The 20065-nt window shown below is 65.4% G+C and carries 20 protein-coding genes and 2 tRNA genes; 8 read left to right on the forward strand and 14 right to left on the reverse strand.

Annotated features, from left to right (window positions below):
• Nucleotides 1-6 precede the first annotated feature (6 nt).
• Complete coding sequence (locus ACOYR3_RS06455; RefSeq protein WP_422845645.1) at nt 7-1278, forward strand: hypothetical protein; 1272 nt, start codon at nt 7-9, stop codon at nt 1276-1278.
• A gap of 28 nt (nt 1279-1306) precedes the next feature.
• On the opposite strand, the gene ACOYR3_RS06460 is transcribed toward ACOYR3_RS06455, so the two are convergent.
• The 3 genes from ACOYR3_RS06460 to ACOYR3_RS06470 form a co-directional block, all read right to left on the reverse strand.
• Nucleotides 1307-2209 (reverse strand): nucleotidyl transferase AbiEii/AbiGii toxin family protein, encoded by a 903-nt coding sequence (locus ACOYR3_RS06460; protein WP_422845646.1) that lies wholly within the window; start codon nt 2207-2209, stop codon nt 1307-1309.
• Entirely contained in the window at nt 2206-2805 is a 600-nt protein-coding gene (locus ACOYR3_RS06465) for a type IV toxin-antitoxin system AbiEi family antitoxin domain-containing protein (RefSeq protein ID WP_422845647.1), read from the reverse strand. Before ACOYR3_RS06465 ends, ACOYR3_RS06460 begins: the two co-directional genes overlap by 4 nt.
• 72 nt (nt 2806-2877) lie before the next feature.
• Nucleotides 2878-4227, reverse strand: a complete 1350-nt coding sequence (locus tag ACOYR3_RS06470; protein WP_422845648.1) for a tyrosine-type recombinase/integrase — start codon at nt 4225-4227, stop codon at nt 2878-2880.
• A 438-nt stretch (nt 4228-4665) separates the two neighbouring features.
• On the opposite strand from ACOYR3_RS06470, the gene ACOYR3_RS06475 reads away from it, so the two are divergent.
• Together ACOYR3_RS06475 and greB are read left to right on the forward strand one after the other, a co-directional pair.
• Nucleotides 4666-4742 (forward strand) — tRNA-Arg (locus tag ACOYR3_RS06475).
• An 80-nt stretch (nt 4743-4822) separates the two neighbouring features.
• The gene (greB, locus tag ACOYR3_RS06480; RefSeq protein ID WP_422845649.1) at nt 4823-5383 is read left to right on the forward strand and encodes a transcription elongation factor GreB; all 561 of its coding nucleotides are present in this window, start codon (nt 4823-4825) and stop codon (nt 5381-5383) included.
• A 53-nt stretch (nt 5384-5436) separates the two neighbouring features.
• On the opposite strand, the gene ACOYR3_RS06485 is transcribed toward greB, so the two are convergent.
• The 4 genes from ACOYR3_RS06485 to ACOYR3_RS06500 form a co-directional block, all read right to left on the reverse strand.
• On the reverse strand, nt 5437-7716 hold the full coding sequence (locus ACOYR3_RS06485) for a RelA/SpoT family protein (RefSeq protein ID WP_422845650.1): 2280 nt from the start codon (nt 7714-7716) through the stop codon (nt 5437-5439).
• Nucleotides 7717-7811: 95 nt separating this feature from the next.
• The gene (rpoZ, locus tag ACOYR3_RS06490; RefSeq protein ID WP_005794722.1) at nt 7812-8015 is read right to left on the reverse strand and encodes a DNA-directed RNA polymerase subunit omega; all 204 of its coding nucleotides are present in this window, start codon (nt 8013-8015) and stop codon (nt 7812-7814) included.
• Between the two features lie 21 nt (nt 8016-8036).
• Nucleotides 8037-8657 (reverse strand): guanylate kinase, encoded by a 621-nt coding sequence (gene gmk / locus ACOYR3_RS06495; RefSeq protein WP_291488060.1) that lies wholly within the window; start codon nt 8655-8657, stop codon nt 8037-8039.
• A gap of 36 nt (nt 8658-8693) precedes the next feature.
• A complete protein-coding gene (locus ACOYR3_RS06500) occupies nt 8694-9614 on the reverse strand; it encodes a YicC/YloC family endoribonuclease (RefSeq protein WP_422845651.1) in 921 nt (306 codons plus the stop codon).
• Between the two features lie 75 nt (nt 9615-9689).
• Between ACOYR3_RS06500 and ACOYR3_RS06505 the strand changes: the two genes are divergently transcribed.
• From ACOYR3_RS06505 to hemW, 5 genes are all read left to right on the forward strand, one after another.
• A complete protein-coding gene (locus ACOYR3_RS06505; RefSeq protein WP_291488056.1) occupies nt 9690-10706 on the forward strand; it encodes a serine/threonine protein kinase in 1017 nt (338 codons plus the stop codon).
• Between the two features lie 28 nt (nt 10707-10734).
• A complete protein-coding gene (locus tag ACOYR3_RS06510) occupies nt 10735-11637 on the forward strand; it encodes a PP2C family protein-serine/threonine phosphatase (protein WP_422845652.1) in 903 nt (300 codons plus the stop codon).
• Nucleotides 11638-11816: 179 nt separating this feature from the next.
• Nucleotides 11817-12545 (forward strand): ribonuclease PH, encoded by a 729-nt coding sequence (gene rph / locus ACOYR3_RS06515; protein ID WP_422845653.1) that lies wholly within the window; start codon nt 11817-11819, stop codon nt 12543-12545.
• A 70-nt stretch (nt 12546-12615) separates the two neighbouring features.
• Nucleotides 12616-13215, forward strand: a complete 600-nt coding sequence (gene rdgB, locus ACOYR3_RS06520) for an RdgB/HAM1 family non-canonical purine NTP pyrophosphatase (RefSeq protein WP_422845654.1) — start codon at nt 12616-12618, stop codon at nt 13213-13215.
• Between the two features lie 115 nt (nt 13216-13330).
• Nucleotides 13331-14599 (forward strand): radical SAM family heme chaperone HemW, encoded by a 1269-nt coding sequence (gene hemW / locus ACOYR3_RS06525; protein ID WP_422845655.1) that lies wholly within the window; start codon nt 13331-13333, stop codon nt 14597-14599.
• A 36-nt stretch (nt 14600-14635) separates the two neighbouring features.
• Here hemW and ACOYR3_RS06530 read toward each other — a convergent pair whose 3' ends face one another.
• From ACOYR3_RS06530 to ureC, 7 genes are all read right to left on the reverse strand, one after another.
• Complete coding sequence (locus tag ACOYR3_RS06530; protein ID WP_422845656.1) at nt 14636-14968, reverse strand: I78 family peptidase inhibitor; 333 nt, start codon at nt 14966-14968, stop codon at nt 14636-14638.
• A 376-nt stretch (nt 14969-15344) separates the two neighbouring features.
• Nucleotides 15345-15432: transfer RNA gene (locus ACOYR3_RS06535), tRNA-Ser, on the reverse strand.
• Between the two features lie 20 nt (nt 15433-15452).
• Nucleotides 15453-16136: an urease accessory protein UreG gene (ureG, locus tag ACOYR3_RS06540; protein WP_422845657.1), complete on the reverse strand. Its 684-nt coding sequence runs from the start codon at nt 16134-16136 to the stop codon at nt 15453-15455.
• A 50-nt stretch (nt 16137-16186) separates the two neighbouring features.
• Entirely contained in the window at nt 16187-16846 is a 660-nt protein-coding gene (locus tag ACOYR3_RS06545) for an urease accessory protein UreF (RefSeq protein ID WP_422846534.1), read from the reverse strand.
• 175 nt (nt 16847-17021) lie between these two features.
• Nucleotides 17022-17702: an urease accessory protein UreE gene (gene ureE, locus ACOYR3_RS06550; protein ID WP_422845658.1), complete on the reverse strand. Its 681-nt coding sequence runs from the start codon at nt 17700-17702 to the stop codon at nt 17022-17024.
• Between the two features lie 80 nt (nt 17703-17782).
• Nucleotides 17783-18280 carry a GNAT family N-acetyltransferase gene (locus tag ACOYR3_RS06555; protein ID WP_422845659.1) on the reverse strand — a complete coding sequence of 166 codons (498 nt, stop codon included), beginning with the start codon at nt 18278-18280 and terminating at the stop codon, nt 17783-17785.
• Nucleotides 18281-18290: 10 nt separating this feature from the next.
• Entirely contained in the window at nt 18291-20009 is a 1719-nt protein-coding gene (gene ureC, locus ACOYR3_RS06560; RefSeq protein WP_422845660.1) for an urease subunit alpha, read from the reverse strand.
• Between the last annotated feature and the right edge of the window lie 56 nt (nt 20010-20065).

A 20065-nucleotide genomic window follows, 5' to 3' on the forward strand; every position in this document is an offset into this window, starting at 1 on the left:
GGGAATTTGCAGATCGAGCTATATACCGGGGATATCCCGTCAGTTTTCGAGCGGTTCAGTGACTTGATCGGTGCGCAGCACTGGAAGAAGCGGGTTGACCTTCTCAAGATCGATATTAAAGGCAACAAGCTGCTGAGGGAGCACCTGCTCCAAGAGAATGAGTTTGCTTTCGGCCTGCAGGCGGCGACCGAACTCACCAAGAAGTATGGCCGGTTGCCCGTGCACCAGATGGATATCAGCCCGCTGTATCCGTGCATGGCCTTTGCCGCTCAGATACTGTCGATTGCTGAATCCTCCGCCGGGCCTCAGCGAGCCCAGCTCGTGCGCCGTGTTCACGGTGCGCTGAAGAACCCGGATGACTTGCGCGGGATGCGCCTGGAGTTGACGGCCGCGACTCACTTCCTTCGGCGCGGTCTCGAAGTTCAATGGCCCGAAGTGACCGGGGGAGGCACGATGGATCTCTTGATCCCGGCTCTCGGACCACAAGGGCTTGAAATCGAGTGCAAATCTATCTCCGATGACAAAGGGCGCAAAATCCCAAAGCGTGACGCGTTGGATTTCTGCGCACTTGTGGCGCCCAAGCTGGATGCTCTTGGGAAGGGGCTGAGGGTTGGTGTCGCGGCAGTGCTGACCCTTGATGGGCGCATGCCAGGGAGATTCTTGGAACGCCGGAAGTTGGCGGAATCATTGGTTCGTCATGTGCTGTCTGGTGCTAGCAACTGCCAGTTGGATGGAGCGAATCTGCGAATTCACGAATTCGATCCCCATCTGCTTGGAGATGTCGGAGACGACGGGCGGCCCGTGATCTCAAGAGACCGAGTGGATGCGATTACCGGGACGACAAACAGGCAGGCTCTGATCGTTGGTCGAAAGAGCGGAGGAGCTATCGTCCTAGTGCTTCAGAGCGCGCAAGACGACTCGCTGCTCACCTACACGTTTGACACCCTGTCCAGGTCGGCCAACAGGCAGCTGTCTGGACAACGAGCCGGGATGTTCCTGGTGGGGCTCGACGGGCTGGAAGCGGAATCGTTGATGGATCTGGCTCAGCAGGATGGAGCGGGCGATCAGCAACCCACGGCCCTTCGTGTCCGAGTGAGTGAGTTCCTGGCAAGCCAAGGCCGGGACCATGTCGTTGGGGTTGGGTTTATCAGCAAAGGAGGACTACGGCCTGCTGCTGGCGGCGTGACTGACAGTGGGGGGTCCGCGTACGTTTTCCCGAAGCGCGAAAGTCGCTTGTGGCATGACGATTTCTCTGGGCTGTTCGCCGAGAGGTCATGAGCGGCTTGGCGCGTCCGCCATTTGGCGCTTAGACCCAGCGCAGGGCTTCAGGGCGCCAAGTGGCCGTTGCCTGACTGCCGGCTGCTGCGACCTGGGTTGGTGGCCATAGCAGGTCATCCAGCAACGCCACGGTGTCACCCAGGCTCGCGGCTTCGATGCGGTTCTTGTTCAGGAAGGCTTGCCACTGGCGTAGCTTTGCGGCGTCTTCGCTGAACTGCGTGGTCAGTGCCAAGGGCCGGTCGGTGGGCAGGGCGGTCTGACGCCGGGCAAAGGTGGCGGCGATGGCTGCGGCCAGCGTGGCGCCGTCCAGTTCCGTGCGCCGTGCGATCACCGCCAGGTCGAAGAAATCCTTCATGCGGCTGTTCGCCTGCCCCAGCATGACCATGGCCTGGTATTTCTCGGCGATCACGGTGTAGACCGGATAGACCCGCAGCGTAGGGGCTGGGAAGTCGCCCAGCAAGGTGGGGTAGGCCACCGTCTGTGGTCCTGGCGTGACGGCATCACCGAAGCCCACGTCGATCTGCAGGGCGCAGCGTGCGGAGCCGATGCGTGCCACCAGCGTGATGCGGGTGCCGCCGTAGGTGTTGTCCTCGCGAATGGCGTCGGCCTGCACGGAGTCGGGGTCGAACACGATGCCGTCGCCCAGGTTCATGGCGGCGATTTCGCGGAAGGTTGCGATCAGGTTCGCCTCATCGTCGGGGCCGAAGCCTAGCAAGTCGGCGTCCTTGGTTGGTCGGTGTGGCGTGTCGTACCAGAGTGCAAAGAGCAGTGCGCCTTTCAGCAAAAACCGGTCGGAGTGCGGTGAGGCGCTGACGCGGGCCAACAGGCGCTCCATGCCGAAGCGGTTGAGCAGCAGGTTGTAGTCGTCGCCGCGTTGCTTGGCGAGGGTCAGCAGTCGGGCCAGGATCGACGCGGAGAGGTTGCCGGTCATTGCGTCACCGCCTCCAGGTAGGGCTGCATGACATGTTCGACCCGGTTGATCTTGGCGAAGTGGCTCAGCTCGGCCATGGTGACCTTGCGGCTGCGCCAGGCATCTTTCAGCGCCTCCAGCGCCACGTCCAGGCCAATCTTGTTGCGGAATTTGAAGCAGTCGGTCACCGTCTTGGCGGCGCTGTACACGCGGATGGGTGCGCCGTGATCGGTCACGGTCTGAATGCCATCGCTGTAGGCGGTGCCGCGTAGGCGTGTGATGCGCAGCGTGGGGTAGCTCAGCGCCGGGGTCTGACTGCCTTCCGGCAGCGCGATCCACACTTCGTGTGGCAGCTGCGTGCCGATCTCATGGAATTGCAGCGCGCTCAGCAGGCACAGCACGGCCTTGGGCACGCGTTGGCAGACCTCGATCAGCGTCTGGTGCTCGGTGACTTCAGCATTGGGTAGTCCATACAGACCTCGGCCCAGCCGTTGCAGCTTGCCGGCCTGGTGCAGCCGGATCAGCATCTGCGGTGACCAGCCGTGCTCGCGCACATCCGCCGCCCGCAGCACGCGTCGGTGCCGGGCCAGTTCGAGGATGTGGTCAGACTGGTTCATGAGGAGTGAGTTTAATATCCGCACTACTTTTGTTCAAGTGATGCGAAATTCAATCAGCCCCGCGCCGTGGTTCTACTGCTCGCCGATCTTGCGCATGGCCGCCGTGGCTTCTTCCATGGCGTTGCGAACCGGGGCGACGATCAATCGAGCGTAGACCTTGGTGGCTTCCGGGGTCTTGTGGTTCAGAACCCTGCCGATGATGGGCAGGCTGGTGCCGCTGCTGGCAAGCCAAGAGCCCAGCGTACGGCGCAGGTCATGAATGTGCAGGTCACGCATCTCGTAGTGCTGTAAGTGCAGCCCGTGCTTCTCCGCCAATGGCGTGTAGCGTTCGATGGTCTGGACCGGGAAGTCGATGGCCTCTTCCAAGGCCAGTTGGTAGTCGAAGGTCTTGGCCGTTGCCTTCTCCGCCAACGCCTCAACCAAACCCAACGCCGTGCCGCGCGCCAGCATGCGCTCCCAAGCCCCTCGTGGCTCCACCAAATGACCGCATTCGCCGGAACCAGGGAACACGAAAAGTGACTTGCTGCCTTCCGCGGCCTTCTTTCTTCGTTCCAGAACCTCGATGGCCTCGGGAGTCAGCAGCACGGTCTGTGGCTCGCCATTTTTGGTTCTCTCGATGGTCCATTCCTTTCGTTCAAGGTGAACATCCGGCCATTGCATCGACATGACGTTGCTGCGGCGTGCACCCGTGTACAGAGCGAGTTTCACGAAGTCACGCACCAGCTCGTTCGTTTCATGCTCCATGGCCAGCATGAGGCGGGGCATCTCATCGGGGAGTACGAATCTTGAGCGGGACTTCTCCCTGTACTTGTCCATTCCCCGGCAGGGATGATTGCCGTCGAAGTAGCCCCACTGGATGGCACGGCTGTACATCGAGCTGATGAGAGCGATCACGCGGTTGGCCGTCGTCGGGATGTGGCCCATCTTTGCGTGATGGGAGATCAGCTGAGCGCGCGTTATGTCCGACAGCCGCAGCTTTGCAAGGTTGACGCCGTACCTGTTCGTGTCGATGTGGCGGTCGAATTTCTCGATGTCTTCCTTGTGGGACACCTTGCGGACGGACGAGTGCCGCTCGTAGTAGACCTTGAAGAAGTCGGCCAGCGTTATCTCGCTGCGTCGTTCGCGCATCGACTCGGCAGGGTTGAGGTCCTGCGCGATGTCTGCATTCAGCGCCGCGACCGTCTTGCGAGCTTGCTCAATGCTCACATCCGGGTAGCGCCCGATCTTGATACGCTCCGGCCGGCCTTGGATGCGTCGGTAGAGCAAGAAACTCTTTCGGCCGGTCTTGCCGACGCTGATCGCGAGTCCTTTGGTGTCCGTGTCGTAGAAGTAGGCCACGCCTTCGCGCGGCAGCGTCAGCCTGTCGAGGACTCGCTTGGTGAAATTAAGGCGGTTGCTGGGGGTTGGTTGGTCTTTGTGCATGCGGGAAATCTTGCTACGCGGTGGCTACGAGCCCCGTGCCTTTTGCAGAGATAGATCGCACGCTTGCTACGCCGAGCGTTGATCGAGGCCGGTCACGGTTTACCGAGACTTGCCGTTCGACCCGCAGGGCTGTTGATGTTGTTAACGTCCGTTGTCTGCAGATGGCGACGAGTGGCGAAAAACAACATTAGCCGTAACCATGCTCATAATCCTTTGGTCGTCGGTTCAAGTCCGCCACGCCCTACCACCACCGGTTCCGTTCAGGCGCCGCACGTCGGAAGGTTTTTTTGCATTAAGGCCTCTTTTCTCCTTTGAGGGCCCTGAAGTGCATTACAATCCTGGCTTGCGTTGAGTTGAGCAGTTGTTGATACCGCTTCGCAGCAGTAAAAACAAAGATTTTGCAGGCAGCTGAAAAATCATGCTATAATTCAAGGCTTAGCGGCTGTAGCTCAGCTGGATAGAGTACTTGGCTACGAACCAAGGGGTCGTGGGTTCGATTCCTGCCAGCCGCACCAATGTTGAAAGCCTGCAATCGAAAGATTGCAGGCTTTTTCATTTGTTCAGCGCTTTGCGCTTATCGATCGGGAGATTGGCGATGAGCAAGGCTTTTACCAAGGAAACCGACGGGGCGGACGACGAGGAACTGGCGCTGCCGCCCATTCCTGCCGGCGGCAAGAACTACATCACGCCTGCGGGCTATGCCCGTTTGCGGGATGAGCTGCTGGACCTCATGGACAACGAGCGCCCCAAGGTGGTGGATGCGGTGCACTGGGCGGCCAGCAATGGCGACCGTTCGGAAAACGGCGACTACCTGTACGGCAAAAAGCGGTTGCGTGAAATTGACCGGCGCATCCGCTTCCTGACCAAGCGCCTGGAGATTGCCGAAGTGGTGGATCCCAGCCTGCATGCGGGCAGCGACCAGGTCTTCTTCGGCGCGACGGTGACCTATGTGGACGACGAGGATGTGGAGCGCACCATCACCATCCTGGGCATTGACGAGGCCGACAGCCGTGAGTCGCAGGTGAGCTGGGTTTCCCCGGTGGCCCGCGCCTTGCTCAAGGCGCGCGTGGGCGACGAGGTGCAGTTGCCCACACCGGGCGGAACGCGAAGCCTGGAAGTCGTCGAGGTGCAATACCCCCAGCGCAGCGCCGGCTGAGCGGCGCTGCGGCCAGCCTTCTGTCGCAGCGCCGGCCCTTGGCCGTTGGAGGCTCAGGCTTGCGGGGTGATCCGCACCGCGCGGATGACGGCCTGGGTGCGGCGCAGGTTGCGCAGCGCGGATTCCAGGTGGGCCTGGTCGCGCACTGCGACGACGAACCTCAGGTCGACGGTGTCCAGTGCGGCGTCGTCGTCCATGTCGACGTGCGTGATGTCCGCCTCGGAATTGGCCAGTTCCGCCGCCACCCGGGCGAGCACGCCTTTGCCGTTGTTCACCGTGACCACCACGCCGGTTTCAAACAGGCGCGTGGGCTCGTCGGCCCAGTCCACGGCGATGAAGCGCTCGCTGTCCTTGTGCTGCAGCCGCTTGGCCACGGTGCAGTGCGCGTTGTGCACGACCAGACCTTCGCCGCGCCCCAGGTAGCCCACGATGCTGTCGCCCGGAACGGGGCGGCAGCAGTGCGCGTACTGCACCGAGGCGTTCTCGCTGCCGTCCAGCGTCACGGCGCCCTGGGACAGGGTTTCGTGGGAGGTGTAGCGCTCGCGGGACATCAGCAGCGCATCCGGCCGGTGGCCGTGCTCGGACATCAGCACCATGAGGCGCTTGGCCACAATGCTGGCGATACGCTTGCCCAGGCCCAGGTCCGTCATCAGTTCGCTGCGAGAGCGGTTGCCGGTAAAGCGCAGCAGCTTGTCCCACAGGGCCTGGGTTTCTGCATTCAGGGGCGGCAGCTGCTCCAGGCCTTCGGCACGCAGGGCCTGGGTGAGCAGCTTTTCTCCCAGTCCTTCCGATTCCGTCTGGGCCAGTGTTTTCAGGTAGTGCCGGATCTTGGAGCGTGCGCGGCCCGTGCGCACAAAGCCCAGCCACGCCGGGTTGGGCGTGGAGGCGGCTTCCGTGATGATCTCCACCACGTCGCCGTTCTTGAGTTCGGTCCGCAGGGGAACCTGCTCGTTGTTGATCTTGCCCGCGGTCGTGCGATCGCCCACGTTGCTGTGGATGGCGTACGCAAAGTCCACCACCGTCGCGCCGCGGGGCAGTGCCATGATCTGGCTCTTGGGGGTGAACACATAGACGGCGTCCGGGAACAGGTCGACCTTGACGTGGTCCCAGAACTCGGCTGCATCGCGGGTTTCGTTCTGGATGTCCAGCAGCGACTGCAGCCACTTGGTGCCCAGCCGTTCAGCGGCGGTGCCTTCGCCATCCTGGGCCTTGTAGAGCCAGTGCGCGGCCACACCGGCCTCGGCGATCACGTGCATCTCGTCCGTGCGCATCTGGAACTCGATGTTCACGCCCGAGGGGCCCACCAGCGTCGTGTGCAGTGACTGGTAGCCGTTGAGCTTGGCGATGGCGATATGGTCCTTGAACTTGCCGGGCACGGGCTTGTACATCTGGTGCAGCACACCCAGCGCCGTGTAGCAGTCCGTGACGGTGGGGACAATCACCCGGAATCCGTAGATGTCGGTCACCTGGGCAAAGCTCAGGTGCTTGAGGTGCATCTTCTGGTAAATGGCGTACAGCGTCTTTTCGCGGCCTGCCAGCCGCACCTTCATGCCGATCTTGGCGAACGCCGCGTCGACTTCGTTCTGCACCTTCTGCACCAGGTCGCGCCGGCGGTTGCGCGATTTGTTGACCGCTTTGGACAGCGTGGCGTAGCGCCAGGGGTGCAGATGCCTGAATGCGAGGTCCTGCAGTTCGCGGTATGTCTGGTTCAGGCCCAGCCGGTGCGCGATGGGAGCGTAGATGTCCAGCGTTTCCGAGGCAATGCGCCCCCACTTGCTGCGCGGCATGTCCGACAGCGTGCGCATGTTGTGCGTGCGGTCTGCCAGCTTGATCAGGATCACGCGCACATCGCGGGCCATGGCCAGCAGCATCTTGCGGAAGGACTCCGCCTGGTTCTCTTCGCGGGTGTTGAACTGCAGCTTGTCCAGCTTGGTCAGCCCGTCGACCAGTTCGGCCACGGGCGCGCCAAACCGGTCGATCAGGTCGGCCTTGGTCACGCCGCAGTCTTCCATGGCGTCGTGCAGCAGGGCCGCCATCAGCGCCTGGGCGTCCAGCTTCCACATGGCGCACTGGGCGGCCACGGCGATGGGGTGGGTGATGTAAGGCTCGCCGCTGTTGCGCAATTGGCCCAGGTGGGCCTCATCGGCGAAGCGGTAGGCCTGGCGCACCTGCTCGATGCTTGCGGCGTCCAGGTAGTCGAGACTGTCGGTGAGGGCTGCAAAGCTGGCCGCGGCCGCATTGGCCGCCGCCGCAGCGGCCGAGAGGCCGCCTGCCGAGGCCGGGTCGCCCCCGGTGGGTTGCGTTGCAGAAGGTGATTTAAGCACCGCGTTCATGCCTTAAATGTAGCGCGGGAGCGCGCCAGGGAGCGGCAGGGCAAAAAAAAGCACCGCTGGCGCGGTGCTCTTGCGGGCCTGGGCCCTTGGAAATATCAACCTGGAACCTTCTTCAGCATCTCCAGGCCGACCTTGCCTTCGGCGATTTCGCGCAGGGCGGTGACCGCAGGCTTGTTGCGGCTTTCGATGCGAGGGGCATGGCCCTGGCTCAGCATGCGGGCGCGGTAGGTGGCGGCCAGCACGAGCTGGAAGCGGTTGGGGATCTTTTCCAGGCAGTCTTCTACAGTGATGCGGGCCATCGTGGTGTACTCCGGGATTCTTCAGGTGATGTTGAGCGACTGGAACGTGTCGGCGCGGGCACGTCGTTGTGCGGCGTACTTCAGTCGCTGGGCATGAACCACGGCTTTCAGGTCGAATAGCGCGCGTTCAAACAATTCGTTAATTATAACGAAGTCGAATTTGCTGACCTGGGCCATCTCCGTGGCGGCGTTCTTGAGGCGGACCTCGATGACTTCCGGCGAGTCTTCGCCCCGCCGTTCCAGGCGCGAGCGCAGTTCTTCCCAACTGGGGGGCAGGATGAACACCAGGATGGCGTTGGCAAACGCCTGCCGGATCTGCAAGGCGCCCTGGAAGTCGATTTCCAGGATGACGTCCGTGCCCTGGGCGATGCGTTCCTCGATGGCCTTCTTGGAGGTGCCGTAGCGGTTGCCGTGCACGTGGGCCCATTCCACGAAGGCGTTGGCCTCCACCATGGCGTCGAACTCGGACTGCGAGGCGAAATAGTAGTCGCGGCCGTGCTTTTCCTGGCCCCGCGGGGGGCGGGTGGTGTGGGAGATGGAGAGGTGAACGTGGGAGTCGAGTTCCAGCAGGGCCTTGACCAGGCTGGACTTGCCGGCGCCGCTGGGCGCCGCCACTACGAAGAGATTTCCGGGGTAATCCATAGTTGATGTGCGCCTGGCGCTATCAAAAAATGAGTGTCATTCGAGATTTTGCACCTGCTCGCGCATCTGTTCGATCAGCACCTTCATGTCCACGCTGATGCGCGTCAGCTCGAGCGCCGCCGATTTGGAGCCCATCGTGTTGGCTTCGCGGTGCAGCTCCTGGATGAGAAAGTCCAGCCGCTTGCCGACTTCGCCCCCCTTCTTGAGCAGGCGTTCGATCTCGTCCAGGTGCGAGTCCAGCCGCGTGATCTCTTCCGCCACGTCGATGCGGATGGCGAAAGCCGTGGCCTCGGTCAGGGCGCGGTCGCGGGCTGCCTCGGGCAGGGCGGCGTTCCCGTCCGTCAGCGCCATGGCTTCCTTCCACCGCTCCATGAACCGCTGGCGCTGCTGTTCGACCAGCGCCGGCACCAGGGGACCGGCCTGCTGCGCCAGTGCGCGCAGTTGCTTCACACGGTCCAGCAGCATGGCGGCCAGGCGCTTGCCTTCGCGTTCGCGGGCGCCCATGAGGGCAGTGAGAGCCTCTTCGGCCAGGGCAGGCAGGACGTCGCCCCAGTCCTCGGAACCCGAAGGCGCGTTGGCGCACAGCCGCAGCGCGTCGGCCACGGTGAGCGGGGCGGCCTGGGGCAGCCAGGCGCGCACGGAATCCTGCAGGGAGTTCAGCCGCTGCAGGAGCCGCGCGGGCGGGTCTTGCAGGGCGCTGCTGTCCTCGTTGTCCAGCGCGGCGCGCAATTCCACCTTGCCGCGCTTCAGGCGGGCGGTGAGCAGGGCGCGCAGGGCCGGTTCGGTGGCGCGCAGCTCGTCGGGCAGGCGAAAGGAAAGGTCCAGAAAACGGCTGTTGACGGAGCGGATTTCCAGCCCCAGCCGGCGTGTCTGGGGCGCGCGGGCATCGGTTTCAGCGCCAGTGGCGGACGCGCCGTGCTGTACGCTGGCGTATCCGGTCATGCTGTAAACTGGCATTGGACTTTTTGATGGTTGCTTGCGATCCGGCGATTATCCGGGTTCCGCTCCACCCCCGAGTCATCTTCGCAAAATATGTCAAAAATCAAGCCGGCTCCTTTGCCGCCCGATACCGCGATTGGCGGCTACCGCGTGGTGCGCCGGTTGTCTTCAGGCGGCTTTGGCGTGGTCTATCTGGCGCTGGACGCCGAGGGCCAGCAGGTCGCCATCAAGGAATACCTGCCGTCCTCGCTGGCCACCCGTGCGCCGGGCGAGTTGCTGCCAAAGGTGCCGCCCGAGAAGCTCTCGCTGTACCGGCTGGGGCTCAAGAGTTTCTTTGAGGAAGGGCGCGCGCTGGCGCAGATCTCGCACGCGTCGGTGGTGAGCGTGCTCAACTTCTTCCGCGAGAACGAAACCGTCTACATGGTGATGAACTACCTGGAGGGCGCGACCCTGCAGGACTTCATCATCACCGCCCGCGACCTGAAGACGCAGAAGGTGTTCCGCGAGTCCACCATCCGCTCGCTGTTCGACGAGGTCCTGCGGGGCCTGCGCATCGTGCACCAGCACAAGATGCTGCACCTGGACATCAAGCCCGCCAACATTTTCATCACCGACGACAACAAGGCCGTGATGATCGACTTTGGCGCGGCACGCGAAGTGCTGTCCAAGGAGGGCAACTTCATCCGCCCCATGTACACGCCCGGCTTTGCCGCGCCCGAGATGTACCGGCGCGATTCGCAGATGGGCCCGTGGACGGACATTTACGCCATCGGCGCCTGCATCTACGCGTGCATGCAGGGCTTTCCGCCCAACGAGGCGCCGCAGCGCATCGAGAAAGACCGCCTGTCGCTGGCGCTGACCAAGCTGCGCGGCGTGTACTCCGACAACCTGATCGAGGTGGTCGAGTGGTGCATGGCGCTGGACCCGCTGTCGCGCCCGCAGTCCGTGTTTGCGCTGCAAAAGGAGCTCAGCCGAGAAGGCGAGCGCCGCTACACCAAGCTCACGGTGGCCGAGAAGATGCGCCTGCAGCTCGACACCCTGGTGTCGGACACCAAGAAGAATGTGCAGAAGGTGGGCGAAGCCACCGGGATCGGAGTCAAGCCCAAATGAACGCATCGCCCTTTTTGCGTGAGTTGCCATGAAGTTCTCCGTATTCCAGATCAGCCGCCGCGGCGGCCGCGAGAAGAACGAAGACCGCATGGGCTATTGCTACACGCGCGAGTCGGGGCTGTTCGTGCTGGCCGATGGCATGGGCGGCCACCCCGAGGGCGAGGTGGCTGCGCAAATTGCGCTGCAGACCATCTCGGCGCTGTTCCAGCGCCAGGCCAAGCCGCAGCTCAAGGATGTTCAGGAGTTTCTCTCCGGCGCCCTGCTGGCGGCCCACCACCAGATCCTGCGCTACGCCACCGACAAGGGCATGCTGGACACGCCGCGCACCACGCTGGTGGCTGCGGTGCTGCAGGCGGGCACGGCCACCTGGATCCACTGCGGCGATTCACGCCTGTACATGGTGCGCGATGGCGGCCTGCTGACCCGCACGCGCGACCATTCGTACATGGAGCTGCGCAACGCGCCGCCCCCGGGGCTGGAGCGCATCAACCGCAACGTGCTGTTCACCTGCCTGGGCTCGCCCACCAAGCCCATCTATGACATCACCGGCCCGGTGTACCTGGAGCAGGGCGACCGCATCCTCCTGTGCTCGGACGGCCTGTGGGGCACGCTTGGCGATGACGACATTGCCCGGCAGCTGGCCCGCAACACCGTGTCGCACGCGGTGCCCGAGCTGGTGGAAGAGGCCCTGCGCCAGGCGGGCAGCGGCAGCGACAACGTGACCGTGCTGGCGCTGGAGTGGGAAACGCCCGATGCGTTCGAATCCACCCAGGGCGTCTCCACCGACAGCATCAGCGACGACGTGTTCGCCTCCACCATCCAGGCCGGGCCGCTCGACGGGCTGGTGGACGACCTGGACGACGCGGCCATCGAACGCTCCATTGCCGAGATCAACGAAGCCATTCGCCGGTCCGCCGCGCGGAAGGCGTGACAACCCCCTGAGCCGCTGCGCGCGTTCCCCGCTTTCTTCGGCTTTGCCGGGGCGGGCGCAGCAAGCGGCGCAGGCAAGCAGGCGCACAGCGATGTCGCCGGGACGGCCCTTGCACGGTGGCCCGGGCCGGGAGCGCGTGCGTTGCAAGCCCTGCGCCCACCCCTGTGGAAAATGAAACCATGACCTTTGAACGCACCGGCCACCGCGCCGCCAACCAATTGCGCCCCGTGCGCATCACCCGCCACTACACCATGCACGCCGAAGGCTCGGTGCTCATCGAGTTTGGCAACACCAAGGTGCTGTGCACCGCGTCCGTGGAAGAGCGCGTGCCGCCCCACAAGCGCGGCAGCGGCGAAGGCTGGGTGACGGCCGAATACGGCATGCTGCCTCGCGCCACCCACACCCGCAGCGACCGCGAGGCCGCGCGCGGCAAGCAAAGCGGCCGCACGCAGGAGATCCAGCGCCTCATCGGCCGCAGCCTGCGGGCGGTGTTCGACCTGAAGCGGCTGGGCGAGCGCACCATCCAGCTCGACTGCGACGTGATCCAGGCCGACGGCGGCACCCGCACCGCCGCCATCACCGGCGCCTGGGTAGCCGCGCAGGACGCGGTGAACCAGCTGCTGGCCAGCGGAAAGATCACCCAGTCGCCCCTGCTGCAGCCCGTGGCCGCCATCTCCGTGGGCATCGTGCAGGGCACGCCGCTGCTGGACCTGGAATATGTCGAGGACGTGGATTGCGACACCGACATGAACGTGGTGATGACCGGTGCCGGACACTACGTGGAAGTGCAGGGCACCGCCGAAGGCGTGGCCTTTACCCGGGCCGAAATGGACGCACTGCTCGCCCTGGCCGAAAAAGGCATTGCCGAACTGGTGGCGCTGCAGCAGCAGGCACTGGCGGCGGGCTGAATTCACTCACTCACTCACTAATCGATAGCTGTCAGCGCTTGCTGGAAAAGCGCTCCAGGCCATTTTGACCATGAAAATTGTTCTGGCTTCCAACAACCGCGGCAAGCTGGCCGAGCTGCAAGCCATGTTCGCGCCCCTGGGCGTCGAGCTGGTGCGCCAGGCCGACCTGGGTGTGGGCGAGGCGGAAGAGCCCTTCCGCACCTTTGTCGAGAACGCGCTGGCCAAGGCGCGCTTTGCCGCCGCGCACACCGGCCTGCCCGCGCTGGCCGACGACGCCGGCCTGTGCGTGGACGCCTTTGGCGGCCTGCCGGGCGTGGACACCGCGTACTACTGCACCCAGTTCGGCTACGAAAAAAGCGATGCCAACAACGTGCGCGCCGTGCTGGAACAGCTGCAGGGCCAGGACCAGCGCCGCGCCGCCATGGTCAGCACCCTGGTGGCCGTGCGCAGCCCGCAAGACCCCGAGCCGCTGATCGCCGTGGGCCGGGTGGTGGGCGAGATCACGCGCGAACCCCGTGGCACCAACGGCTTCGGCTTCGACCCCGTGATGTACATCCCCGAATTCGGAAAGACCTTTGCCGAGCTGCCCGTGGACGTGAAGAACGCACACAGCCACCGCGGCCGTGCCGCCCAGCAGATGCTGGAGCTGATCCGCAGCCGGTGGCTATGAAAATAGGAGCGCCTTGCGCTTGCTGCCAGCGGATTCCAGATCGTTTTATTACTGCAATCCTTGCGCAGCAAGCGCCAGCAGCTATGGATTTTGAGAGCGCACCGCGCCACCCCGCATGACCATTCCCATCCACCCCACGCCGGCCCCCGACGGCACGGCCGCCCCGGTGCGCGACGTGCAGCACTACATGCGGCCCGGCACGCTGCAGCTCAGCGCACTGCCGCCGCTGTCGCTGTACGTGCACCTGCCGTGGTGCCTGAAGAAGTGCCCTTACTGCGACTTCAATTCGCATGAAAGCCGTCCGGGCGCAGGGGCAGGAGAAGGGGCGGGCGGAGGCGGCGTTCCCGAGCAGCGCTACATCGACGCGCTGATGGCCGACCTGGAAGCAGCGCTCCCCCTCATCTGGGGGCGCACCGTGCACAGCATCTTCATCGGCGGCGGCACGCCCAGCCTGTTCTCGCCCGCCGCCATCGACCGGCTGCTGGGCGACCTGCGCGCCCGCCTGCGCCTGGAGGCCGACTGCGAGATCACGCTCGAAGCCAACCCCGGCACCTTTGAAAAAGACCGCTTCCGGGCGTACCGCGCGGCGGGCGTCACGCGCCTGTCGGTGGGTGTGCAGAGCTTCAACGACGCGCACCTGAAGGCCCTGGGCCGCGTGCACGACCGCGCCCAGGCCCTGGCCGCGGTGCAAGAGGCCGCGCAGGCGTTCGACACCTTCAACCTGGACATCATGTACGCGCTGCCCGGCCAGAACCTGGCGCAGCTCGAGCAGGACCTGCAGACCGCGCTGGCCTTTGCGCCGCCGCACATCTCCATCTACCACCTCACCATCGAGCCGAACACCTACTTCGCCAAGTACCCCCCCGCGCTGCCCGAGGAAGACCAGGCCTGGGCCATGCTCGACCGCATCACCGAGCTCACCGGGCAGGCCGGCATGCAGCGCTATGAAATCTCGGCCTACGCGCGGCCGGGCCACGCGTGCGTGCACAACACCAACTACTGGCAGTTTGGCGACTACCTCGGCATTGGCGCGGGCGCGCACAGCAAGCTCAGCTTTGCCCACCGCGTGGTGCGGCAGGTGCGCTTTCGGGAGCCGGGCCGGTACATGGACCAGGCCCTGGCCGGGCGTGCCGTAGCGCAGGACGCGGACGTGCGCCGCGCCGATTTGCCGTTCGAATTCATGCTGAACGCCCTGCGCCTGCGCGAAGGCTTCGCGCTGCAGGACTTCCTGGTGCGCACCGGCCTGCCGCTCACCACCATCGAGCCCGGCCTGCAAGAGGCCGAGCGCAAAGGCCTGATCGAGCGCGACCTGGGCCGCGTGCGGCCCACCGAGCGGGGCTTCGACTTCCTGAGCGACCTGCAGGAACTGTTCCTGGCCGACTGACCGGGGCGTGGGGCGGCCCGGCCTGGCCGACGCCCGTCAGCCGCAGCGCACGGCCAAGATGCGGCCGTTCGCGTCCACCTCCAGGTTCAGGCGCTGCGCGTTGAACTCCTTGGTGATGATCTGCCCCGGCCGCAGCACCCGCGCCATCTGCGCGCCCGAACGCACCCGGGCCGATTCCATGACCGAAGCCGTCGCCATCTGGCCCACGGCCGACTGCGCGGGGGCCGCGTCGCACAGGGCGGCGGGCGGCGCCGGGGGCGCGGCCGGTGCGGACGCGGCGCCGGCCGACGGCGTGGCCTGGTTGGCGCAGCCCGACATCAACGCCGAGGCCAGGAGGGGAAGGCTGACAAGCAAGGGAGAGGTCTTCATGGGCAACTCTGCAAAAAGGTGGTGCGGTGTGGAAGGATCTTTTTCGAACGCTCCCCGCACCATAGCGGAAGGCCGGCCGGGGGCGGGTGTCGGTGCGTAACAAGGGCCGGAACGCGACGCGCACGAAGGCCCGGATGCAGCGCGGGCTGCGGCCATCCGCCGGTAATTTTTATGGATCATGCGGCGCTGTCCTACACGCCGCCCGGCCGCCTGGGGCCTACCATCGCTTCCGTCGATCCCCCCATCGACATCCCTCCCGCTTGCAGCAAGCAAGTGTTCAAGCCCGCAACTTGCGGGCTTTTTTTTTTGCCTCTCGCGCAGGCTCCGCGCAGCGCAAAAAAAAGCGCCCTGAAGGGCGCTGTCGTCAGTTCCGAGGTGGCGGAGACGGTGAGATTCGAACTCACGGACGGTTGCCCGTCGGCAGTTTTCAAGACTGCTGGTTTAAACCGCTCACCCACGTCTCCGGGTACGGAAGCTGCGGATTCTAGCCCAGGGCAGGGGCGCTCTTTTTTTGCAGCATGCCGCGGGTCTCGATGAAGCGGATCACCTCTGCCAGGCCGCTCTGGGTCTTCAGGTTGGTCATCACGAACGGCTTGAGCTGGCCCTGGGCGTTGGTGCGCATGCGGGTAGTGTCGGCGTGCATCACCTCCAGGTTGGCGCCCACGTGGGGGGCGAGGTCGGTCTTGTTGATGACGAACAGGTCGCTCTTGGTGATGCCGGGGCCGCCCTTGCGGGGGATCTTCTCGCCCGCGGCCACGTCGATGACGTAGAGGGTGAGGTCGCTGAGTTCGGGGCTGAAGGTGGCGGCCAGGTTGTCGCCGCCGCTTTCCACGAAGACGATGTCGGCGTTGGGGAACTCGCACAGCATGCGGTCGATGGCTTCGAGGTTGATGGAGCAGTCCTCGCGGATGGCGGTGTGGGGGCAGCCGCCGGTTTCCACGCCCAGGATGCGCTCGGGCGGCAGGGCGCCGCTCACCGTCAGCAGGCGCTGGTCTTCCTTGGTGTAGATGTCGTTGGTGATGGCGACGAGGTCGTAGTCCTCGCGCATGGCCTTGCACAGCATTTCCAGCAGCGTGGTCTTGCCGGAGCCGACGGGGCCGCCGATGCCCACGCGCAGCGGGGGCAGGGGCTTGGTGCGGTGGGGGATATGGTGCAGTGCGTTGGTCATGGCGTTGTTTACTATCAAATTAATAGCTGCTTGCGCAAGTGGGGCGGGCGCTAGGAGCGGAAAAGTCTTGAATATTGCACTTCGTGCCGGGCGCTCAGGATGGCGAGCATGGGCGAGAAGGCCTGGCGCTCGCTGTCCCTCAAGCCGGCGGCATGGTCGGCGGCGGCCGGGATGGCGTCGGCCAGCCGCGCCAGGATGCGCTGGCCCGCGCTCTGGCCGAGCTGCATGGACTTGAGCGCGGCCTGCACCATGTTCTCGGCCCAGCCGAAGGCATAGGCCAGCAGCACGTCGCGCACGGGGGCCTGGGTGGTGGATGCGGCCAGGGCAAACGCCACCGGGTAGGTGGGCGGCAGTGCGGCCAGGTGGCGCACGGCGGGCAGCAGCGCCTCGTCGCTCTGGTACTGGTTGCGCAGCCACTCGGCCATCGAGCGGCCCATCTGCTCGGCCTGCAGGCGCAGTTCGCTGGTCTCGCGGGTGTGCAGCACCCAGTCGTTGAGCTCGCGCACATGCGCCCAGTCGGCACGGCGCCAGGCGCCCACGGCCTTGGCGATGAGGGCCATGTCGCCGCGGGCCTGGGTGATGTGCAGCTGGTCCAGCAGCCAGTCGCCCACGGCAGTCTCGGTGGCGAGGCCGGCGTTCTCGATGGCGCTTTCCAACCCCTCGGAATAGGAGAACCCCCCCACGGGCAGCGCGGGGGAGGCCAGCCACATCAGCTGCAAGAAGCTGGCGGCGGGCAGGGGCGTGGGGTGGGAGTTGCGCACGGTGGGGGGTGTTGTCAGGCGGTAGGGGCCGGGCAGAGGAATGGGCTGTTCATGCTGCGCGCCCTGGCTTCGACAGGCTCAGCCCGAACGGATGGGGAGGGCGCTGCGGCGTGGACATGGGGCCTCAGTGGTCGTGGTTGCAGTGCGGGCCGTGCACGTGGCCCTGTGCGACCACGGGGATGGCGACGGTGCGGCCGCGCGCGGGCGCTGCCGCAGCGGACGCCGCTGGCGCATGCGCATGCGCGTGGCCGTGTTCGTGGTTGTGATCGTGGCCGTGATTGTGCGCGTGGTCATGGCCATGGCCGTGGCTGTGCCCCTGCCCGCCATGGTGGTGGTGCCCGCCGCCATGCCCGGCCGCATAGGCCCCGCCTTCGGGCTCGAACGGTAGGTTCTGCTCCGTCACGGTGAGGTGCATGGCGCGCAGCATGTCGGCCAGCACGTGGTCGGGCTCGATCTTGAGGTGGTCGGGCTGCAGCTCGATGGGCACATGGCGGTTGCCCAGGTGGTAGGCGGCGCGGGTCAGGTCGAACGCGTTGCCATGCGTGGCGCAGGGGGTGATGACCAGCACGGGCTGCGGGGCGGCCTGCACGCGCACCAGCGAGCCGTCTTCGGCCACCAGCACGTCGCCGCCGCGCACCAGGGTGCCGCGCGGCAGAAAGATGCCCAGTTCGCGCCCGGCCGAGTCGATGGCGGCGAAGCGGCTTTTCTGGCGCACGTCCCAGTCGAGTTCGACCGTGTGGGCGCGCTTGAGCAGCACGGGGGCCAGGCCCTGGCCTTGGGGGAGGAGTTTGGAGACTTGGATCATGGAAATGGCGTTTGGACGAAGCGCCGCGGGGCGCGAAAGCGGCATTGTCCGCCCGTGGTGCGAAGCGGCTCGCGCAGCGATCAAAGCTCCCGCGTCATGAAGCGGCTGTTCGGGTCGGGCCCATAGCTGCCGAAGGGGTCGCAGTCGGTAAAGCCATAGCGGCGGTACAACTGGTAGGCCGGCTCAAAAAACGGCTGGCTGCCCGTCTCCAGGCTCACGCGCTGGTAGCCCAGGTCCACGGCCTGGCCCAGAATGTGTTCCAGCACGGCGCGGCCCACGCCCAGGCCGCGCAGCGCCTCGGCCGAGCGCATGGATTTCAGTTCGGCATGCTCGGCGCTCAGGTGCTTGAGGGCGCCCGTGCCCACCAGCCGGCCGGGCGCGGGCTCTTTCTCGTCCGGCAGCCAGGCCGTCCAGAAGCGGATCTCGGGGCGGCGCAGCTGGCTCATGTCCAGCGCGTGCACGCTCTCGGGGGGCGAGGTGGCGCGCATGTCCTGCAGGTGCTCTTCCATGAAAGCGGCAATGCGCGGGTCGCTCAGGTCGTCCAGGCGGATCGTCAGGCGGTCCAGCAGGGGGCTCATCGGCGGCGGCTCAGAACAGAAAGTACCGCTGCGCCATCGGCAGCACGGTGGCGGGCTCGCAGGTGAGCAGCTGGCCGTCGGCGCGCACGGTGTAGGTCTGCGCGTCCACCTCCATCTTGGGGGTGTAGCTGTTGTGCACCATGTGCTGCTTGCGCACGCCGCGGATGTTGCGCACGGCGCTGAGCTGCTTGGCGAGGCCGAAGCGCTCGCCGATGCCCGCGTTCAGGCCCGCTTGCGACACAAAGGTGAGCGAGGTCTTGGCAATGGCCCCGCCGAACGCGCCGAACATGGGGCGGTAGTGCACGGGCTGGGGCGTGGGGATGGAGGCATTGGGGTCGCCCATGGCGGCCATGGCGATCAGGCCGCCCTTCAGGATGAGCGCGGGCTTCACGCCGAAGAAGGCGGGCTTCCAGATCACGATGTCGGCCCACTTGCCCACTTCGAGCGAGCCCACCTCGTGGCTGATGCCGTGGGCAATGGCGGGGTTGATGGTGTATTTGGCCACATAGCGCTTGATGCGCGTGTTGTCGTTGCGGGCGCTGTCACCTTGCAGGCTGCCGCGCTGCACCTTCATCTTGTGCGCCGTCTGCCAGGTGCGCAGGATGACCTCGCCCACGCGGCCCATGGCCTGGCTGTCGCTGCTCATCATGCTGATGGCGCCCAGGTCGTGCAGGATGTCCTCGGCCGCGATGGTCTCCTTGCGGATGCGGCTTTCGGCAAAGGCCAGGTCTTCGGCAATGCTCGCGTCCAGGTGGTGGCACACCATGAGCATGTCCACGTGCTCGTCCAGCGTGTTCTGGGTGTAGGGCATGGTAGGGTTGGTGGACGACGGCAGGAAGTTGGCCTCGCCCACCACGCGCAGGATGTCGGGGGCGTGCCCGCCGCCCGCGCCTTCGGTGTGGAAGGCGCAGATGCCGCGCCCGCCCACGGCGGCGATGGTGTTCTCCACAAAGCCCGATTCGTTGAGCGTGTCGCTGTGGATGGCGACCTGCGTGTCCGTCTCTTCCGCCACGTCCAGGCAGTTGCTGATGGCCGAAGGCGTGGTGCCCCAGTCTTCGTGCAGCTTGAGGCCGATGGCCCCGGCGTTGATCTGCTCGTGCAGCGCGTCGGGCAGGCTGGCGTTGCCCTTGCCGAGGAAGCCCAGGTTCATGGGGAAGGCATCGGCCGCCTGCAGCATGCGCTCTAGGTTGAAGGGGCCCGAAGTGCAGGTGGTGGCCAGCGTGCCGGTGGCGGGGCCGGTGCCGCCGCCCAGCATGGTCGTCACGCCGCTGGCCAGGGCCTCTTCCACTTGCTGGGGGCAGATGAAGTGGATGTGGCTGTCGATGCCGCCCGCGGTGACGATGTTGCCTTCGCAGCTGATGACCTCGGTGCCCGGGCCGATGATGATGTCCACGCCCGGCTGCGTGTCGGGGTTGCCTGCTTTGCCGATGGCGGCGATGCGGCCCGCGCGCAGGCCGATGTCGGCCTTGAAGATGCCGGTGTGGTCGACGACGAGCGCATTGGTCAGCACCGTGTCCACGGCCCCTTGCGCATTGCTGCGCTGGCTTTGCGCCATGCCGTCGCGGATGGTCTTGCCGCCGCCAAACTTCACCTCTTCGCCGTAGCTGCCTGCGCGCAGCGTGTGGTCGGCCTCGACTTCAAGGATCAGTTCGGTGTCGGCCAGGCGCAGCCGGTCGCCCACGGTGGGGCCGAACATCTCGGCATAGGCGCGTCGTCCAATCGTTGCCATGGTGGGGTGCTCCGCAAGAACTGAGTACTATTGTTTTGATAGCTTCTAGCGCCTTC

Origin of the sequence: Acidovorax sp. M2(2025) (assembly GCF_049330835.1) — a bacterium.
In the GTDB taxonomy this organism is placed as follows: Bacteria; Pseudomonadota; Gammaproteobacteria; order Burkholderiales; family Burkholderiaceae_C; genus Acidovorax.

Bases quoted from the DNA above. Each gene is read 5' to 3' on its own strand.
- ACOYR3_RS06460 (WP_422845646.1), bottom strand. From the start codon at position 2,209: ATGACCGGCAACCTCTCCGCGTCGATCCTGGCCCGACTGCTGACCCTC.
- ACOYR3_RS06465 (WP_422845647.1), bottom strand. From the start codon at position 2,805: ATGAACCAGTCTGACCACATCCTCGAACTGGCCCGGCACCGACGCGTG.
- ACOYR3_RS06470 (WP_422845648.1), bottom strand. From the start codon at position 4,227: ATGCACAAAGACCAACCAACCCCCAGCAACCGCCTTAATTTCACCAAG.
- greB (WP_422845649.1), top strand. From the start codon at position 4,823: ATGAGCAAGGCTTTTACCAAGGAAACCGACGGGGCGGACGACGAGGAA.
- ACOYR3_RS06485 (WP_422845650.1), bottom strand. From the start codon at position 7,716: ATGAACGCGGTGCTTAAATCACCTTCTGCAACGCAACCCACCGGGGGC.
- rpoZ (WP_005794722.1), bottom strand. From the start codon at position 8,015: ATGGCCCGCATCACTGTAGAAGACTGCCTGGAAAAGATCCCCAACCGC.
- gmk (WP_291488060.1), bottom strand. From the start codon at position 8,657: ATGGATTACCCCGGAAATCTCTTCGTAGTGGCGGCGCCCAGCGGCGCC.
- ACOYR3_RS06500 (WP_422845651.1), bottom strand. From the start codon at position 9,614: ATGCCAGTTTACAGCATGACCGGATACGCCAGCGTACAGCACGGCGCG.
- ACOYR3_RS06505 (WP_291488056.1), top strand. From the start codon at position 9,690: ATGTCAAAAATCAAGCCGGCTCCTTTGCCGCCCGATACCGCGATTGGC.
- ACOYR3_RS06510 (WP_422845652.1), top strand. From the start codon at position 10,735: ATGAAGTTCTCCGTATTCCAGATCAGCCGCCGCGGCGGCCGCGAGAAG.
- rph (WP_422845653.1), top strand. From the start codon at position 11,817: ATGACCTTTGAACGCACCGGCCACCGCGCCGCCAACCAATTGCGCCCC.
- rdgB (WP_422845654.1), top strand. From the start codon at position 12,616: ATGAAAATTGTTCTGGCTTCCAACAACCGCGGCAAGCTGGCCGAGCTG.
- hemW (WP_422845655.1), top strand. From the start codon at position 13,331: ATGACCATTCCCATCCACCCCACGCCGGCCCCCGACGGCACGGCCGCC.
- ACOYR3_RS06530 (WP_422845656.1), bottom strand. From the start codon at position 14,968: ATGAAGACCTCTCCCTTGCTTGTCAGCCTTCCCCTCCTGGCCTCGGCG.
- ureG (WP_422845657.1), bottom strand. From the start codon at position 16,136: ATGACCAACGCACTGCACCATATCCCCCACCGCACCAAGCCCCTGCCC.
- ACOYR3_RS06545 (WP_422846534.1), bottom strand. From the start codon at position 16,846: ATGTGGCTGGCCTCCCCCGCGCTGCCCGTGGGGGGGTTCTCCTATTCC.
- ureE (WP_422845658.1), bottom strand. From the start codon at position 17,702: ATGATCCAAGTCTCCAAACTCCTCCCCCAAGGCCAGGGCCTGGCCCCC.
- ACOYR3_RS06555 (WP_422845659.1), bottom strand. From the start codon at position 18,280: ATGAGCCCCCTGCTGGACCGCCTGACGATCCGCCTGGACGACCTGAGC.
- ureC (WP_422845660.1), bottom strand. From the start codon at position 20,009: ATGGCAACGATTGGACGACGCGCCTATGCCGAGATGTTCGGCCCCACC.